10 protein-coding genes are annotated in these 16522 nt (G+C 73.5%); all 10 read right to left on the bottom strand.

All coding sequences use genetic code 11. The features are described 5' to 3' along the window. Positions 1-14 precede the first annotated feature (14 nt). Positions 15-992: a UDP-glucose 4-epimerase GalE gene (gene galE / locus DTB53_RS06790; protein ID WP_012380987.1), complete on the bottom strand. Its 978-nt coding sequence runs from the start codon at positions 990-992 to the stop codon at positions 15-17. Between the two features lie 2 nt (positions 993-994). After that, positions 995-2281, bottom strand: a complete 1287-nt coding sequence (locus DTB53_RS06785; RefSeq protein ID WP_003969199.1) for a nucleotide sugar dehydrogenase — start codon at positions 2279-2281, stop codon at positions 995-997. Positions 2282-2285: 4 nt separating this feature from the next. Then, on the bottom strand, positions 2286-3899 hold the full coding sequence (locus DTB53_RS06780; RefSeq protein ID WP_003969198.1) for a glycosyltransferase family 2 protein: 1614 nt from the start codon (positions 3897-3899) through the stop codon (positions 2286-2288). Further along, positions 3896-4915, bottom strand: a complete 1020-nt coding sequence (locus DTB53_RS06775; RefSeq protein ID WP_003969197.1) for a Gfo/Idh/MocA family protein — start codon at positions 4913-4915, stop codon at positions 3896-3898. The genes DTB53_RS06780 and DTB53_RS06775 overlap by 4 nt, the downstream gene beginning before the upstream one ends. Beyond that, complete coding sequence (locus tag DTB53_RS06770) at positions 4912-6030, bottom strand: DegT/DnrJ/EryC1/StrS family aminotransferase (RefSeq protein WP_012380986.1); 1119 nt, start codon at positions 6028-6030, stop codon at positions 4912-4914. Before DTB53_RS06770 ends, DTB53_RS06775 begins: the two co-directional genes overlap by 4 nt. A 347-nt stretch (positions 6031-6377) precedes the next feature. Further along, positions 6378-10625: an Rne/Rng family ribonuclease gene (locus tag DTB53_RS06765; protein WP_012380985.1), complete on the bottom strand. Its 4248-nt coding sequence runs from the start codon at positions 10623-10625 to the stop codon at positions 6378-6380. A 228-nt stretch (positions 10626-10853) separates the two neighbouring features. Continuing rightward, entirely contained in the window at positions 10854-11636 is a 783-nt protein-coding gene (locus DTB53_RS06760) for a TIGR03936 family radical SAM-associated protein (protein ID WP_012380984.1), read from the bottom strand. Positions 11637-11758: 122 nt separating this feature from the next. Continuing rightward, positions 11759-12928 (bottom strand): hypothetical protein, encoded by a 1170-nt coding sequence (locus DTB53_RS06755; RefSeq protein ID WP_012380983.1) that lies wholly within the window; start codon positions 12926-12928, stop codon positions 11759-11761. Positions 12929-12997: 69 nt separating this feature from the next. Further along, positions 12998-14926, bottom strand: coding sequence for a TIGR03960 family B12-binding radical SAM protein (locus tag DTB53_RS06750; RefSeq protein WP_012380982.1), 1929 nt, complete (start codon positions 14924-14926; stop codon positions 12998-13000). 52 nt (positions 14927-14978) lie between these two features. Continuing rightward, on the bottom strand, positions 14979-16505 hold the full coding sequence (locus tag DTB53_RS06745; RefSeq protein WP_012380981.1) for a CYTH and CHAD domain-containing protein: 1527 nt from the start codon (positions 16503-16505) through the stop codon (positions 14979-14981). Positions 16506-16522 lie beyond the last annotated feature (17 nt).

Raw genomic sequence — 16522 nt, 5'->3', positions numbered from 1 at the left:
GTGCGTTGCGCCGGTCAGGCAGGGACGCCGGGGTGCCGCAGGCGCCACCCCGCCCAGGCCGACTCGACCATGGTGCGTATGCCGTGCCGGGCCGACCAGTCGAGCTCCGCGGCGATGCGGTCCACGGAGGCGACCACCCGGGCCGGGTCTCCGGGGCGGCGGGCCCCGGTGACCGGGGGCGGGCCGGTGCTGCCGGTGACGTCGAGGATGATGCCGACCATCTCGGCGACGGAGGCGCCCTCGCCCCGGCCGATGTTCAGGACCAGCTCGGCGGCCGGGTCGCCGGCCAGCCGGCGGGCCGCGGCCACGTGCGCGGAGGCGATGTCCTCCACATGGACGTAGTCACGGACGCAGGTGCCGTCCGGGGTCGGGTAGTCGTCGCCGAAGATCCTGGGGGCCTCGTCGGCCTCCAGGCGTTCGAAGACCATCGGCACCAGGTTGAAGACGCCTTCGTCGGCCAGTTCCGCCGAGGCGGCCCCGGCCACGTTGAAGTAGCGCAGGGAGGCCGTGGCCATGGAGTGCGCCCGGCCGGTCGCGGCCACCAGCCACTCGCCCGCCAGTTTGGTCTCGCCGTACGGGCTGAGCGGCAGGCACGGGGTGTCCTCGGTGACCAGGTCGACGTCGGGCATGCCGTAGACCGCCGCCGACGAGGAGAACAGGAAGCGGCGGACACCGGCCCCGGCCGCCGCCTCCAGCAGGGTGCGCAGTCCGTCGACGTTCTCGCGGTAGTAGTACAGCGGTCGTTCGACGGACTCCGCCACCTGCTTCTTGCCCGCGATGTGCACGATGCCGGTCACCGCGTGGTCGGCCAGCACCCGGTCGAGCAGTTCCCGGTCCAGGACCGATCCCACGACGAGCGGAACGCCCTCGGGGAGGCGGTCCGCGCGCCCGGTGCTGAGGTCGTCGAGGACGACGAGGCGCTCCTCGCCCGCCATCTGCGCGACGACGTGGGATCCGATGTAGCCGGCCCCGCCGGTGATCAGCCAGGTCATCGTCAGCCGCCGATGACGACGCGGCGCACGCCGGCCCAGTTGGCGGGGTCCGTGGTGCGGCGGCCGTCGACCAGGACGCGGACGTCCGGGAGGTCGGCGGCGGACAGCTCGCGGTACTCGGCGTGGTCGGCCTGGAGGATCGCGGCGGTGACGGCCTGGTGGGCGTCGTGCGGGACCAGGCCGAGGGCGGTCAGCTCCTCGGGGGTGTACATCGGGTCGGAGACGAACGGCACCGCGCCGCGGGCCTTCAGCGCCTCGACGACGCCGAAGACTCCGGAGAAGGCGGTCTCCTTGACGCCGCCGCGGTAGGCCGCGCCCAGCACCAGGACCCCGACGCCGTCCAGGTCGCCGTAGGCGGCGGCCAGCAGGTCGACGGCGTACTCGGGCATCGCGGCGTTGGCCTCGCGGGCCGAGCGCACGACGGTGGCCTCCGGGTCGTTCCACAGGTACATCCGCGGGTAGATCGGGATGCAGTGGCCGCCGACGGCGATGCCGGGCTGGTGGATGTGGCTGTAGGGCTGGCTGTTGCAGGCCTCGATGACCTTCTTGACGTCGATGTCGTGTCGGTCGGCGAACCGGGCGAACTGGTTGGCCAGGCCGATGTTGACGTCGCGGTAGGTGGTCTCGGCGAGCTTGGCCAGCTCGGAGGCCTCCGCCGTGCCGAGGTCCCAGACGCCGTTGGGGCTGGGCAGGTCCTCGCGCTCGTCGAAGTCGAGGACGGCCTCGTAGAAGGCGACGCCGGCCGCGGCGGACGCCTCGTCGATGCCGCCGACGAGCTTGGGGTAGCGGCGCAGGTCGGCGAAGACCCGGCCGGTGAGGACCCGCTCCGGGGAGAAGACCAGGTGGAAGTCGTCGCCCGGGGTCAGGCCCGAGCCCTCGGCCAGCATCGGCGCCCAGCGGGTACGGGTGGTGCCGACGGGCAGCGTGGTCTCGTAGCTGACCAGGGTGCCGGGCTTCAGGCCCGCCGCGATGGCCTTGGTGGCGGAGTCCATCCAGCCGAAGTCGGGGGTGCCCTCGGCGTCCACGAAGAGCGGGACGACGACCACGACGGCGTCGGACGCGGCGACCGCGGCCGTGGTGTCCGTCGTGGCGGAGAGCAGGCCGGCGCCGACGGTCTCCTTGAGCAGGCGGTCGAGGTCGTGCTCACCGGGGAACGGCTCGGTGGCCGCGTTGACGAGTTCGACGACCTTCTCGTTGACGTCCGCGCCGATGACCTTGTGGCCCTTGGCGGCGAACTGCACGGCGAGCGGAAGTCCGATCTTGCCGAGCGCGACTACACAGATATTCATCGGGTTACTTCCTCTTCGACCTGGACAGCGTGCGGCGCAGCCGTGCGCGCACGCCGGGCTTCGGTTCCCGCAGGGGGGCCGTGGTGATCACGAGCCGGCCCTTCGTGTTGGTGTTCGCCGCCACCCGGTGGGGGTCGGCGGTCCCCCACCGGCGGGCCAGCGGCATCGGCTGCCCCTCGGTGCGGACCGGGATCTCGTACGTCGAGCCCGCCACGTCCACGTAGAGGCGCGCGCCCCTCTTGGTGCGCGCGAGCGCCAGCGGGATCCGGGCGGTCAGCAGGGTGCCGCCGTCCCGCGCCGCCTCGGTGGCGAGCCGGCCGGCGCGCTCCGGGCGCGGGGCGTCGGCGGGCAGCCTGCGCGCCCCAGGCTTGTCCGCGCTCTGCGGCATGGCGCCCTGGGCGAGGGCGACGACGGCCGAGGAGGCGTCGCCGGTGATGCCCGCGCGCAGCCGCAGGACACAGGCGAAGTCCGTGCCCTCCTGCTCCCAGTCGACCGACTCCAGCCGGGTGCCGGCGGAGAGCCGGCCGGCCACCGACTCGCCGAGGACCTCGTAGTACCGCTCGTCGAGGCCGACGGCCGCGTCACGGAATCCGGGGTAGGAGGCGAAGGCCCGGTCGCCCTCCAGGAGGAAGGGCGGTGCTCCGTGCTCGGTCTCCTCGGCGATGGCGCGGGTGAGCTCGTCGACGGCGCCGCTCCGGGCGAGGCCGAAGCGCACCCGGCGCTTGACCCCGGTGCCGTCGCGCAGACCGTCGGTGAAGTGGGCCCTCACCAGGGCGCCGACGCCTTCGCACACCTGGCGGCGGGTGTCGGCGTCGAGCGCGGGGAAGTCCTTCTGCAGGAGCTTGGTCAGCTCCCAGTCGAAGTGCCGCTTGAACACGGCGTCACGTCGCGGGCCGGCCGGGATCAGAGTCGCCGTGTGCTCCATGATCCGCTGGACGCAGCGGAGCCGGGCCAGGTGGTTCGCCCGGTAGGTGATGTTGCTCGCGTCCCCGCGCTTGACCGCGTAGTAGCAGGTGTAGTCGGAGATCACGGAGATCTTCCGGGCCCGGACGCACGCCTCGATGGTGAACGGCTGGTCGCTGCCGACCGGCATGTCCTCGGGGAAGCGGAGCCCGTGCTTCTCGACCAGTTCCCGGCGGAAAAGCTTGGTGTTGGCCAGGGTGAAGGGCAGCTCCGAGTCGTCGAGGGTGACGTCGCGGTTGCCCGTGTACAGCTTCTGGTGGACGTAGCGTCCGTTCGTGCCGACCATCTTGCCGACGACCACGTCGGACTCGTTGGCGTCGGCGCAGGCGACCATCCGCTCCAGCGCCTCCTCGCCGAGGTGGTCGTCCGAGCCGATGAAGTACACGAAGCGACCGGTCGCCAGGTCCAGGGCGCGGTTGCTCGGGGCGGCCGGGCCGCCCGAGTTGGGCTGGTGGACGACGGTGAAGACGTCCGGGTACCGCTGCGCGTAGCGGTCGAGTTCCTTGCCGCTGTCGTCGGTCGAACCGTCGTCGACGGCCACGACCTGGAGCCGCTCGTGACCGATGCTCTGGCCCACCAGCGAGTCGAGGCACTCGGTGAGGTACGGCATCGTGTTGTAGACGGCCACGACCACCGTGACATCGGGTGTGGTCACCTGCTGGGCTCCTGCTCCTGGTCCGCCGGGATCAGGACCGTGGCGCCGCTGGTGGCGGACGCGAGCACGGAGGCGGCCACCTCTACCGTACGGAGCCCCTGGCGCAGGGTGCAGATGTCGGCCGGCTTGCCCTGGACGGCGTCGCGGAACAGCTCGTGCTCGACGAGCAGCGGCTCGCGCTTGGGAATGGCGTAGCGGATCATGTCGCCCTCGGAGACCCCGCGGAAGGCGCGCAGCGCCTCCCATTCGGTGGCGACCGCGGCGTTGGAGTGGAAGGTGAGGTCGGCGGTGAGGGTGTCGGCGATGAAGCAGCCGCGCTCGCCGGTGACCGAGGTGAATCGTTCCTTGAGCGGGCTCAGCCAGTTGACCAGGTGGTTGACCATCGTGCCGTCGGACAGCTGGCCCACGGCGGAGACCATGTCCTCGTGCGGGCGGCCGGACTTGGAGACGGTGTGGGCGGCGATCGAGGTGTACGTCCGGCCGGTGACCCAGCCCGTCAGGTCGATGTCGTGGGTGGCCAGGTCCTTGACCACGCCGACGTCGGCGATCCGGTGCGGGAAGGGGCCCTGGCGGCGGGTGACGACCTGGTAGACGTCGCCCAGCTCGCCGGCCTCCAGGCGGGCGCGGAGCGAGAGCAGCGCCGGGTTGCAGCGCTCGATGTGGCCGACTCCGGCCACCAGGCCGCGCGACTCGAACGCGTCGACGAGGCGGCGGGCGCCCTCGACGGTGTCGGCGAGCGGCTTCTCGATCAGGGCGCTGACACCGGCGTCGGCGAGCTGGAGGCCGACCTCCTCGTGCAGCGCGGTCGGGCAGGCCACGACGGCGTAGTCGATGCCGAGGGCGATGAGCTCCTCGACGGTGGAGAGCACGGGGGCGCCCTGGGCCCAGCCGTTCTTGTCGCCCATCGGGTCGACGACGCCGACCAGCTCGACGCCCTCCAGGCTCGCGAGGACGCGGGCGTGGTGGCGGCCCATGGAGCCGAGGCCGATGAGTCCGGCCTTCAGTGTGGTGCTCACAGGTTCTCCCCCAGGGAGTTCACCGCGGCGACGATCCGCTCCAGGTCGCCCTCGGTGAGGGAGGGGTGGACGGGCAGCGAGACGACCTCGGCGGCGGCCCTCTCGGTCTCCGGCAGGTCCCAGGTGCGGCCGGCCTTCTGGTCCGGCTCCCAGTAGGGCTTGAGCCGGTGGATCGGCGTCGGGTAGTAGACCGCGTTGCCGATGCCCGCCTCGGTGAGCTTCGCCATCGCGGCGTCCCGGTCACCGCTGATCCGCACGGTGTACTGGTGGTAGACGTGCCGGGCGCCCTCGGCCACCGGCGGCGTGGTGACGGCCGGCGCGGTGATGTGGGCGTCGAGGTACGCGGCGTTGGCGCGGCGCTGCTCGGTCCACGCCTCCACCTTGCCGAGCTGTACGCGGCCGACGGCGGCGGACACGTCGGTCATCCGCATGTTGGCGCCGACGATCTCGTTGGCGTACCGCTGCTCCATGCCCTGGTTGCGCAGCAGGCGCAGGGTGCGGGCCAGTTCGGCGTCGGCCGTGGTGACCATGCCGCCTTCGAGGGAGTGCATGTTCTTGGTCGGGTAGAAGCTGAAGGTGCCGCCCGCGCCGAACGCGCCGACGGGGGTGCCGTTCAGCGCCGCGGCGTGGGCCTGGCAGGCGTCCTCGACGACGGCGAGCCGGTGCTTGTCGGCGATGGGCATGAGCTTGTCCATCGCGGCGGGGTGGCCGTAGAGGTGCACCGGCATGATCGCGGCGGTGCGGGGGGTGATCGCGGCTTCGACCGCCGCCGGGTCGAGGCCGAAGCTGCCCGGCTCGATGTCGGCGAAGACCACGTCGGCTCCGACGAGGCGGACCGCGTTCGCGGAGGCGGCGAAGGAGAAGGAGGGGACGATCACCTCGTCGCCGGGGCCGATGCCCAGGGCCAGCAGCAGCAGGTGCAGGGCCGAGGTCCCCGAGTTGACGGCGACGCAGTGCCGGTCGTCGACCAGACGGGAGAAGCCCTCCTCGAAGGCCGCGACCTCCGGGCCCTGCACGACGCGACCGCTGCGCAGCACGCGTACCGCGGCCTCGATCTCGTCTTCCCCGATGACCGGGCGGGCAGCAGGAATCGGCTGCTCGTTGATGCTCGTCATGAACGTCCTCCTTGAACACCGCAAGAGCTCGTTACCAGGCAGAGCTCCGAGGTGCGGGACGTCTTACCGAGGTCGCGCGTAACCCCACCGGCGCGATGCCGACGCCCTGCCGAGGAATCCGGCCCGGTCGGTATCTTCGCCGGGCCTTGTCACCAACCGTAGTTTCCGTGAAGAACGCTCATACGCGTGGCAACCGCCGTCACATTATCAGGGATTTCTCAGCCCATTTCGGGCTCGTTAACCGCCCCCTGCATCAGTTCTGAAACAAAGCAGGTGTCCCGCCCCGATGTGCTCGGAGCGGGACACCTTTAGATGAACAACCGGTTACGGATTCATCGGCCGGCCGACTACTCGCTCTCCACAGAAGGCGCGGAAGCCGTTACGGACGGCGACGACTGCTCGGCCGCGACGGTCTTCTTCGTCGTCTTCTTGGCGGCCGTCTTGGCGGTCGTCTTCTTGGCGGCGGTCTTCTTCGCGGCGGTCTTCTTGGCGGCTGCCTTCTTCGCCGGGGCCTTCTTGGCCGCGGTCTTGCGGGCCGCCTTCTTCACCGGCGCCGGTTCCGCGGATTCGGATTCGGATTCCGCCGTTCCGGATTCCGCCGCTGTCTCGGGGGCCTGGCCGTCGGGTTCCGGGGCCTTCGCCTCGGGCGTCGAAGCGACCACGACGACCTCGGCGTCGTCCGACCCGGTGGGCGAGCCCGCCGGTGCGGTGACCTTGCGGGTCGCCCGGCGCCGGGCGCGCGGCGGGGCGGCCGCGGGGGCCTCGGCCTCGGGGGCCTTCTCCTCCGGCGTCTCGACGGCCGGCGTCTCGACGGCGGGCGCCTCGACGACCGGGTCCTCGACCGCGACCGGGTCCGTGGCGGGCTCGGCCGGCCGGACCGGCTCCGCTGCCTCGGCCTGCTTCGGCGAGCCCGCCGGGGCGGTGGCCTTGCGGGTGGCCCGACGGCGCGGGCGGCCCTGGGGCGCGGCCTCGACCGGAGCCTCGGGGGTCTCGGGGGTCTCCGGGGCCTCCACGGCGGCGGCCTCGGCGGGCGTGTCGAGGACCGGCTCGGGCCGGGCCTCTTCGACGGGAGCCTCCGCGACCGGGGCGGACGCCTCGGTCTTCGGGGCGCCGGCCGGGGCCGACGCCTTGCGGGAGGCCCGGCGGCGGCCACGGCCGCGCGTGGCGGCGGCCTCCGCCTCGGCGGGGCTGCTGTAGAACTCCTCGTCGGCGGTGACCTCGGGCTCGACGGCCACCGGGGCGGCGACCTCGGCGGCCACCTCGGCCTCGGTCTCGGCGGGCTCGGCCGCGTGCTCGTCGTGACCGTGCTCGTGGTCCTGGGCGTGCTCGTGGTCGTGGCCCGCGCCGCCGCGGCCGCGCTTCTTGGACTTCTTGCCGCCGCCACCGCCGCCGACGGACGTCGGCTGCTCCATGTGGACGATGACGCCGCGCCCGTTGCAGTGGACGCAGGTCTCGGAGAAGGACTCCAGCAGACCCTGGCCCACCCGCTTGCGGGTCATCTGGACCAGGCCCAGCGAGGTGACCTCGGCGACCTGGTGCTTGGTGCGGTCGCGGCCCAGGCACTCCAGGAGCCGCCGCAGCACGAGGTCCCGGTTGGACTCCAGCACCATGTCGATGAAGTCGACGACGACGATGCCGCCGAGGTCGCGCAGCCGCAGCTGGCGCACGATCTCCTCGGCCGCCTCCAGGTTGTTCCTGGTGACGGTCTCCTCCAGGTTGCCGCCCTGGCCGGTGAACTTGCCGGTGTTGACGTCGACGACGATCATCGCCTCGGTCTTGTCGATCACCAGCGAACCGCCGCTGGGCAGGTAGACCTTGCGGTCCAGCGCCTTCATCAGCTGCTCGTCGATGCGGTACGTCGCGAAGACGTCGACCTCGGAGGTCCAGCGGGAGAGCCGCTCGGTGAGGTCGGGCGCGACGTGCGAGACGTAGCCGTGGATGGTCTCCCACGCCTCGTCACCGCTGACGATGACCTTGGAGAAGTCCTCGTTGAAGATGTCGCGGACGACCCGGACGGTCATGTCCGGCTCGCCGTAGAGCAGCGTCGGCGCGTTGGAGCCGCTGGTGCCCTTCGCCTTCTTCCGGATGTCCTCCCACTGCTGCTGGAGCCGCTCGACGTCGCGGCGCAGCTCGTCCTCGCTCGCGCCCTCGGCGGCGGTGCGCACGATGACGCCCGCGTCCTCGGGGACGATCTTCTTGAGGATGGTCTTGAGGCGGGAGCGCTCGGTGTCGGGCAGCTTGCGGCTGATCCCGGTCATCGAGCCCTCGGGCACGTAGACGAGGTAGCGGCCGGGCAGCGAGACCTGGCTGGTCAGACGCGCGCCCTTGTGGCCGATCGGGTCCTTGGTCACCTGGACCAGGACCGACTGGCCGGACTTGAGCGCGGTCTCGATGCGGCGCGGCCCGTGGGCCATGCCGAGCGCCTCGAAGTTGACCTCACCGGCGTACAGGACGGCGTTGCGGCCCTTGCCGATGTCGACGAAGGCGGCCTCCATCGACGGCAGCACGTTCTGGACCTTGCCCAGGTAGACGTTGCCGACGTAGCTGGTGGCCTGCTCCTTGTTGACGTAGTGCTCGACGAGCACGTTGTCCTCGAGGACGCCGATCTGGGTGCGCTCGCCGCTCTGGCGGACGACCATCACCCGCTCGACGGCCTCGCGGCGGGCGAGGAACTCCGCCTCGGTGATGATCGGGACCCGGCGGCGGCCCTGCTCGCGGCCCTCCCGGCGGCGCTGCTTCTTGGCCTCCATACGGGTCGAGCCCTTGATGGACTGGACCTCGTCGAAGCCGGTGCCCGGCTCGCGCTCCTCCTTCTTGCGGGGCTCGCGGACCTTGACGACCGTGCGCTCCGGGTCGTCGGCGGTGCCGTGGTCGGCCTCGGCGGCGGCGTCACCGCTGCGGCGACGGCGACGGCGGCGACGGCGGCTGCTGCTCGACCCGGAGGCCGAGGAGTCGTCGTCCTCGTCGTGCTCGTCGGCGGCGTCCGGGGCCTGGCCCCGGCCCCGGTCCTGCTCGTCCTCGGAGCGGGGCTCCTCGGCGCGGGAGGGCGTGGTCGCGGCCTCCTCGCCGGACTGCTGCTCGTCGTCCGCGTCGTTCGCCTCGCCGCGGCGGCGGCGGCGACCGCCGCGCCGGCGCCGGCGCGAGGGGCGGTCGCCGTACTCGTCGCCGTCCTCGTGCTCGTCCGTGTCGGCCTCGGCCTCGGGGGCCTCGTCGGCGGCCTGCTCGGCGGGGGCCTCCACGGGGGCGGCGGGCTCCGCGGCCTGCTCGGCCGCCTCGGCCTCGCCGCGGCGGCGCCGACGACGGCGCGAGCCGCCCTGCGGCGCGGCCTCGGCGGGCGAGGCGCTCTGCTCGGTCTCGGCGGTCCGCTGCTCCTCGACCTCGTCGGCCTCGTCGTGCGCCGAGGAGGAACCGGCGGCGGCAGCGGCGGCAGCGGCCGTCTCGGGGGTCTGGAACATCGGCTCGGCGAAGACCGGGGCCTGGAAGACGGCGACGGCCGGGCGCGTCGCGCGCCGGCTCTTGCGGGTCGGCTCGTCGGCCGTGGCGGTGAACTCGGGGCGGCCGGCGGCGGCGGTGGCGCGGCGGCGCTGGCGTCCGCGCGGGGCGGCCTCCTCGACCTCGTCCGCCTCGGCGGCGAGCTCCTCGGCCACGGCGGCCGGCAGGCTCTCGCCGGCCTCGACGGGCTCCGCGGGGGTCTCGACGGGCTCGGCGGCCGGCTGCGGCGAACCGGCGGGCGAGGACGCCTTGCGGGACGCGCGGCGGCGGGTGCGCGGGGCCGGGGTCTCCTCCGCGGCCTCGGCCTCGGCGGCGGGGGCCTCGGCGGCGGGAGCCGGCTCGGTCACCGTCTCGGCGGCGGGCGCGGTGGCGCCCGGCGTTCCGGCGGGGGCCGAGGCACGGCGGCGGGTACGGCCGCGAGGGGCCTCGGCGGGCGCCGGCTCGACGACGGGGGCGGGCTCGGCCACGGGGGCGGGCTCGGCGGCGACGGCCGGCTCGACCACGACGGCGGCCTCGGCGGACGCCGGGGCGCCCGCGGGGGCGGTGGCCTTGCGGGAGGCGCGACGGCGGCGGGGCGCCGGGGGCTCCTCGACGACCTCGACGACGGCCTCGGCCTCCTCCTCCTCCTCGGGCTCGGCCTCCTCGGCCGGGGTCTCGACGACGGGGGCCACGGTCTCGGCGGGCTCCGGCGCACCGGCCGGGGCGGTCGCCTTGCGGACGGCGCGGCGGCGGGCGCGCGGCGCGGGTGCGGCGGGCTCCTCCTCGGCGGCCGGCGCGGGGGCCTCGGCGGCCGGGGCGGGCTCGGTGTTCTCCACCGGCTCCGGGGCTCCGGCGGGCGCGGTGGCCTTGCGCACGGCGCGGCGGCGCGGGCGGGCGGGCGGGGCGGCGTCGGCGGCCGTTTCGCCGGGCGTGTCGTCCGAGGCCGGGGCGGCGGACGTCTCGGCCGGTATGGCCGGCGTGACGTCCTGGGCGGGGGCCGCGGTCGCGCCGGGCGGGCCCGCCGGGCGGGAGGCGGCGCGGCGCCTGCGGCGCGGCGGCAGCTTGTCCCCGGGGGTGTTCTCTTCGTTGTTCCCGGTCGTGCCGGGTTCGTTCGGCTGAGGCATGCGGGCGGTTCTCCCGTCGTGCTCCCGGGCGCCGCGTCTGATTCCGGTCCGGCTCGGTCCGCAGTGGTGCGATACCGCCGTCCGGGGCGCGGGCGCCGCACGGGAACTGATGTCTGGCTCGCCGGTTCCGTATGCGGTGTGCGTACGGCCTGGCGAAAGTCTTGTGGGTCAGTGCGCGGCCCGACCCAGGTGGCTCCCGAGTCGGAGGGCTGCGCTACAACGACCGCCTTACGCGGAACCCGCGCCTTCCGGCGCCGTCGCGACGGCTGCCCCGGCGACCGCGGGATGTGCGGTCGGGGCGGCCTCGCGGTCGGGCGCGAGAGGGTCGGTCACCGTGCCGGACTCCTCGTCGAAGAGCCCCTGCGCCAGCCTGGTCACCGCTGCGGGGACCGGCGGCGCCAGGTCGGCCACGGCGCGGAGACCGGACAGGACGTCGTCGGGTCGTACGGCAGGTGTCACGTGCCGAACAACCAGGCGCAGTATCGCACAGGGCCGCTCGACCGGCCTATCGGCGGAGGCGTCGACGACCCGCAGGTCGGCCACGGCGGCACGGGCGTCGAACGTCCGGATGCCGTTCTTCGCCTTGCGCTGGACCTCGACGGTCCCGGCGTCGTTGAACGCGGCCACGGCGGTGCGGACGTCCTCGGGATCGACGCCGTCCAGACGCATCTCCCAGACGGACGCGGTGAGCCGCTCGGCCAGGCCCGAGGTGCGGGCCTCCACGGCGTCGACGATGTCGAGGCCGTCCGGCATCGAGGCGTCGAGCAGTCCGCGCAGGACCGCGGGGTCCCGCGCCTCGGTGAGGGCGATCTCCAGGAACTCCGCCTCGCTGCCCGTGCCGGTGGGTGCGGCATTGGCGTAGGAGACCTTGGGGTGGGGGGTGAAGCCCGCCGAGTACGCCATCGGCACCTCGGAGCGGCGCAGTGCCCGCTCGAAGGCCCGCTGGAAGTCCCGGTGGCTGGTGAACCGGAGGCGGCCGCGCTTGGTGTAGCGCAGGCGGATGCGCTGCACTGCCGGTGCGGGCGGCGGGCCTTCGGGCTGTCGCTTGCCCAGTGGTTCTTCTCCTCGGTGCGGGGCGGGCGCGGTGGCGCGCCGCCCACGAAATTCGGGTGGCCCCGGGGTGCCGCTCCGGATCACACCCGCTCGACGAATTTCTCGCCGAACGGGGCGCTCTCGGTTGCCTGCGCCGCGCTGGGGACAGTCGTTGTACTACCCAGAGTACGCGCAGGGATCCCCACCGGTTCCCGGGACCGTGCGCCGTCCGTGGAGCCGCCCAGCGCCCGCCACGCGTCGCGGCGCGCCCTGCGCACGGTTTCCCGGGCGGAGGCGAGGGCCGCGCGGGCGGCCCGGCCCGCCTCGGCGGAGGCGCGGCGGGCCGGCGCCCACACGGAGTCGCGCAGGAAGTGGCCGACGGGGACGCACAGGGTGCGGTACGCCCAGGAGACGGGCGCGCCGATCAGGTGCCACGCGAGCCGGGCGACGAAGCGGCCGACGGCCCGGGAGACGTACCCGGTGATCCGCCAGGCGACCTCGAACGCGGCGGCGACCTCACGGCCGACCGGGGCGAGGATCCGGCGGTACGTCCAGGAGGCGGGGGCCACGAGCAGGGTCATGACCAGCCACGCGGCGGCGGTGCCCAGCCCGCGTCCGGTGGCCGCGATCGCCCGCCCGAGCCGGCCGAGGACCCGGGCCGTGCCCTGGCCGAGAGGGGTGAGAAGGGTCTCGTGGAGCCACACCGCCGGGGCGACCAGGCCGTGGCGGACGGCGGGGACGATCACGTGCCGCCACAGAGCCGCGACCGGCCGGAGGAGCAGGACGTCGAGCAGCCGGTCGAGACCGGTTCCCAGAGCGCGTGCGGCCGGGGCCGGCAGGGCGGTGCCGATCCACCGGAGCCCGTGGCCCAGCGGGGTGAGGACGTGGGCGTACAGCCACACCGCCGGCGCGGCGATCCCGTGGCGGGCGACGGGGACGACCACGTACCGCCACAGGCCGACCCAGGGCCACAGGAGGAGGGCGGCGGCCGGCCGGACGGCGGCCTTGCCGAGCGGGGTGAGGACCCCGGTGTACAGCCAGGCCAGCGGGGTCAGTACGAGGGTGTCGAGGAGCCGCGCCAGGGCCCGGCCGAGCGGGCGGAGCAGGGCCCGGTCGGCGGCGTGGCCCAGCGCGGTGAGCACGTCCCAGGCCATGCGGACGGGCAGGACGAGCACCACGACCACGATCCGCACCGGGATCCTGATCAGCGTGGCCGGAACGCTTTCACCCGGCTCGTATCCCCGGGGTGCCTGGTGCTTGCCGTAGTCCATGCGGTCGAGGACGCGTCAGGCCCGGTCCGGGGTTGCCGGGCCGGGCCTGCGGGGCGTTCGCGGGGCGCGCTACTTGTTGACGACGCTGAGCGGCAGGAGCTTCTTGCCGGTCGGGCCGATCTGGATGTCCAGGTCGAGCTGCGGGCAGACGCCGCAGTCGAAGCAGGGGGTCCAGCGGCAGTCCTCGACCTCGGTCTCGTCGAGCGCGTCCTGCCAGTCCTCCCAGAGCCAGTCCTTGTCCAGGCCGGAGTCGAGGTGGTCCCAGGGCAGGACCTCCTCGTAGGTGCGCTCGCGGGTGGTGTACCAGTCGACGTCGACCCCGAACCCGGGCAGCGTCTTCTCGGCGCAGTTCATCCAGAGGTCGTAGCTGAAGTGCTCGCGCCAGCCGTCGAAGCGGCCCCCGGACTCGTAGACCGCGCGGATGACGGAGCCGACGCGGCGGTCGCCGCGCGAGAGGAGGCCCTCGACGATGCCGGGCTTGCCGTCGTGGTAGCGGAAGCCGATGGAGCGGCCGTACTTCTTGTCGCCGCGGATCTTGTCGCGGAGCTTCTTGAGCCGGGCATCGGTGTCCTCGGCGCTGAGCTGCGGGGCCCACTGGAAGGGGGTGTGCGGCTTGGGCACGAAGCCGCCGATGGAGACGGTGCAGCGGATGTCGTTCTGGCCGGAGACCTCGCGGCCCTTGGCGATGACGTTGACCGCCATGTCGCCGATCTGGAGGACGTCCTCGTCGGTCTCGGTGGGCAGGCCGCACATGAAGTAGAGCTTCACCTGGCGCCAGCCGTTGCCGTAGGCGGTGGCGACCGTGCGGATCAGGTCCTCCTCCGAGACCATCTTGTTGATGACCTTGCGCATGCGCTCGGAGCCGCCCTCGGGGGCGAAGGTGAGGCCGGAGCGGCGCCCGTTGCGGGTCAGCTCGTTGGCCAGGTCGACGTTGAAGGCGTCGACGCGGGTGGAGGGCAGCGACAGGCCGATCTTGTCGTCGGTGTAGCGGTCGGCGAGGCCCTTGGCGATGTCGCCGATCTCGCTGTGGTCGGCGGAGGAGAGCGAGAGGAGGCCGACCTCCTCGAAGCCGGTCGCCTTGAGTCCCTTGTCGACCATCTCGCCGATGCCGGTGATGCTTCGCTCCCGCACGGGGCGCGTGATCATGCCGGCCTGGCAGAAACGGCAGCCGCGGGTGCAGCCGCGGAAGATCTCCACGGACATCCGCTCGTGCACAGTCTCCGCGAGCGGTACGAGCGGCTGCTTGGGGTAGGGCCACTCGTCGAGGTCCATCACCGTGTGCTTGGAGACCCGCCACGGCACGCCGGAACGGTTGGGCACGACGCGGCCGATGCGGCCGTCGGGGAGGTACTCGACGTCGTAGAAGCGCGGGACGTAGACGCCGCCGGTCTTCGAGAGCCGGAAGAGGACCTCGTCGCGGCCGCCGGGGCGGCCCTCGGCCTTCCAGGCGCGGATGATCTCGGTGATCTCCAGGACGGCCTGTTCGCCGTCGCCGACGACCGCGCAGTCGATGAAGTCCGCGATCGGCTCGGGGTTGAACGCGGCGTGGCCGCCCGCGAGGACGATCGGGTGGTCCACGTCACGGTCCTTGGACTCCAGCGGGATGCCCGCGAGGTCCAGGGCGGTGAGCATGTTGGTGTAGCCCAGCTCGGTGGACAAGCTCAGCCCGAAGACGTCGAACGCGCCGACGGGGCGGTGGCTGTCCACGGTGAACTGGGGCACGTTGTGCTCGCGCATCAGCTCTTCGAGGTCCGGCCAGACGCTGTAGGTGCGCTCGGCGAGGACGCCCTCGCGCTCGTTGAGCACCTCGTAGAGGATCATGACGCCCTGGTTGGGGAGCCCGACCTCGTAGGCGTCGGGGTACATCAGGGTCCAGCGGACGTCACAGCTGTCCCAGTCCTTGACGGTGGAGTTCAGCTCACCGCCGACGTACTGGATGGGCTTCTGCACATGCGGGAGCAGAGCTTCGAGCTGTGGGAAGACCGATGCGGCAGACATCTCGCGAACCTTTGTGAGCCGGCAGGGGTGACCATCAAGCCTACCGCGCGTCTCAGGTCTTCAGATCCGCCCGCAGCGTCGGGTCCGACGCCCGGGCCCAGACCTCGGGCAGTTCGCGCTCCCGGGCCTCGGCGACGGCCTCCTCCTGTCCGTACAGCAGCCCCCAGGTGAACGCGGTCTCCCCCGCCGCGTGCGACTGGATCGCGAGGGTCCGCAGGGCCTCGCGGGCGACGACGCTGTCCTGGTGGTCGCCGAGGACGGTCTGCACGGCCTTCACGCGTTTGGCGAAGCGTTTGGCGGGCCCGCCGAGCGCGGGGCGGGCCGCCTCACCCGCGTACCGGGCGCGCTTGGCGGCCTTGCGGGCCTCGTGCATCGCGGTGTCCCGCTCGGGGCCCGGCGGGTGTTCCAGGGCGTGGTCCATGCGGCGCGCGAGCTTCTCGTAGTCCTTGAGCACGGCCCGGGGCAGGGCCTTCTCCGGCGCCTTGCGGGCGGCGGGGCGCAGGGGCGGGTCCGCGCTCAGCGCGTCGAGGGCGTCCAGGAGGTCCAGATACCGCTTCCCGTCCAGTACGTCGACGATCCTGCGGCGCGAGCCCGTGCGGCGGGCGGCCGACCAGGCGCGGAGCCGGCCGCGGACCGGGCCGAGCGTCAGGGTGGCGGGCAGGGTCTCGACGCGGGTGCCGAGCCGCTCGTCCAGGACCTCCTGGTCGCGGTCGAGGCCCAGTTCGGCGGCGAGCCACTTGAGCTCCGCGCCGAGGGGGTCGGTGACCTCGCGGTCGAGGAGCTTGCGGTGGGTCTTGAAGGTGCTGCGCAGCCTGCGGGTGGCCACGCGCATCTTGTGCACGGAGTCGGGAAGACCGCGGCGGACGGCGGGGTCGAGGCGGACGATCGTGGAGATCTGCTTCCGCACGTAGGCGAGGACGTGGTCGCCCGCGGTGCGCGGCGCGTCCGGCTCCCGCCGCTCCCCCTCGCGTACGGGGGTCGTCTCCGCCAGCGCCCGGGCGAGCTTCGACGTGGACCCGGCGGGGCGCACCCCGGCCTTGCGGAGCCGCTTCTCGACGGCGTCCAGGATCGCGGGGTCGCCGTCGTCCGCGAGCTCGACCTCGATCTCGGTCCAGGTGACGGTGGCGCCGCTCCCCTCCCCCGCGAGGCGCTCCGCGAGCACCTTGTCGACGCTGACCTCGGCGAGGAGGGCCCCGTCGGCGGCCAGCAGGTGGTGGACGTCCCGGGAGGAGAGCAGCCGGACGACGGGGTCGATCGCGGCGCGGCGGACCCGGGAGCGCAGCAGGGCCGCCAGCGGGGGCGGCACCGCGTCGGAGAGCGGCTCGTGGATCTCGTCCCGGACGCCGACGGCGACGGGGAACTTCGCGTGCCAGCCCTCGTCGGCCCCGCCGGTCCTGCGGCGCAGGGTGAGGCCGTCGGCGGCGAGGCGGAGGTCGGCGGTGTCGTAGTAGACGGCGTCGAGCTCGGTCAGCCCGCGGTGGACCGTCCGGTCGACCCCGGCCGCCCGGGTCAGGTCGGGCAGCCGGGTGTCGTCGGTGGCTTCGTACTTCCGCTCGATCTCGCGCTTGGTGTCCGCCATGTACGGACACCTACCCG

It is taken from the genome of Streptomyces griseus, from assembly GCF_900460065.1.
Lineage (GTDB): Bacteria > Actinomycetota > Actinomycetes > Streptomycetales > Streptomycetaceae > Streptomyces > Streptomyces griseus.
Note: the sequence above shows the minus strand (reverse complement) of the source record. Positions and strands in the feature narration are given on the sequence as shown.

Coding starts and splice junctions, on each gene's coding strand:
- galE (WP_012380987.1), bottom strand. CDS start 992: ATGACCTGGCTGATCACCGGCGGGGCCGGCTACATCGGATCCCACGTC.
- DTB53_RS06785 (WP_003969199.1), bottom strand. CDS start 2,281: ATGAATATCTGTGTAGTCGCGCTCGGCAAGATCGGACTTCCGCTCGCC.
- DTB53_RS06770 (WP_012380986.1), bottom strand. CDS start 6,030: ATGACGAGCATCAACGAGCAGCCGATTCCTGCTGCCCGCCCGGTCATC.
- DTB53_RS06765 (WP_012380985.1), bottom strand. CDS start 10,625: ATGCCTCAGCCGAACGAACCCGGCACGACCGGGAACAACGAAGAGAAC.
- DTB53_RS06755 (WP_012380983.1), bottom strand. CDS start 12,928: ATGGACTACGGCAAGCACCAGGCACCCCGGGGATACGAGCCGGGTGAA.
- DTB53_RS06750 (WP_012380982.1), bottom strand. CDS start 14,926: ATGTCTGCCGCATCGGTCTTCCCACAGCTCGAAGCTCTGCTCCCGCAT.
- DTB53_RS06745 (WP_012380981.1), bottom strand. CDS start 16,505: ATGGCGGACACCAAGCGCGAGATCGAGCGGAAGTACGAAGCCACCGAC.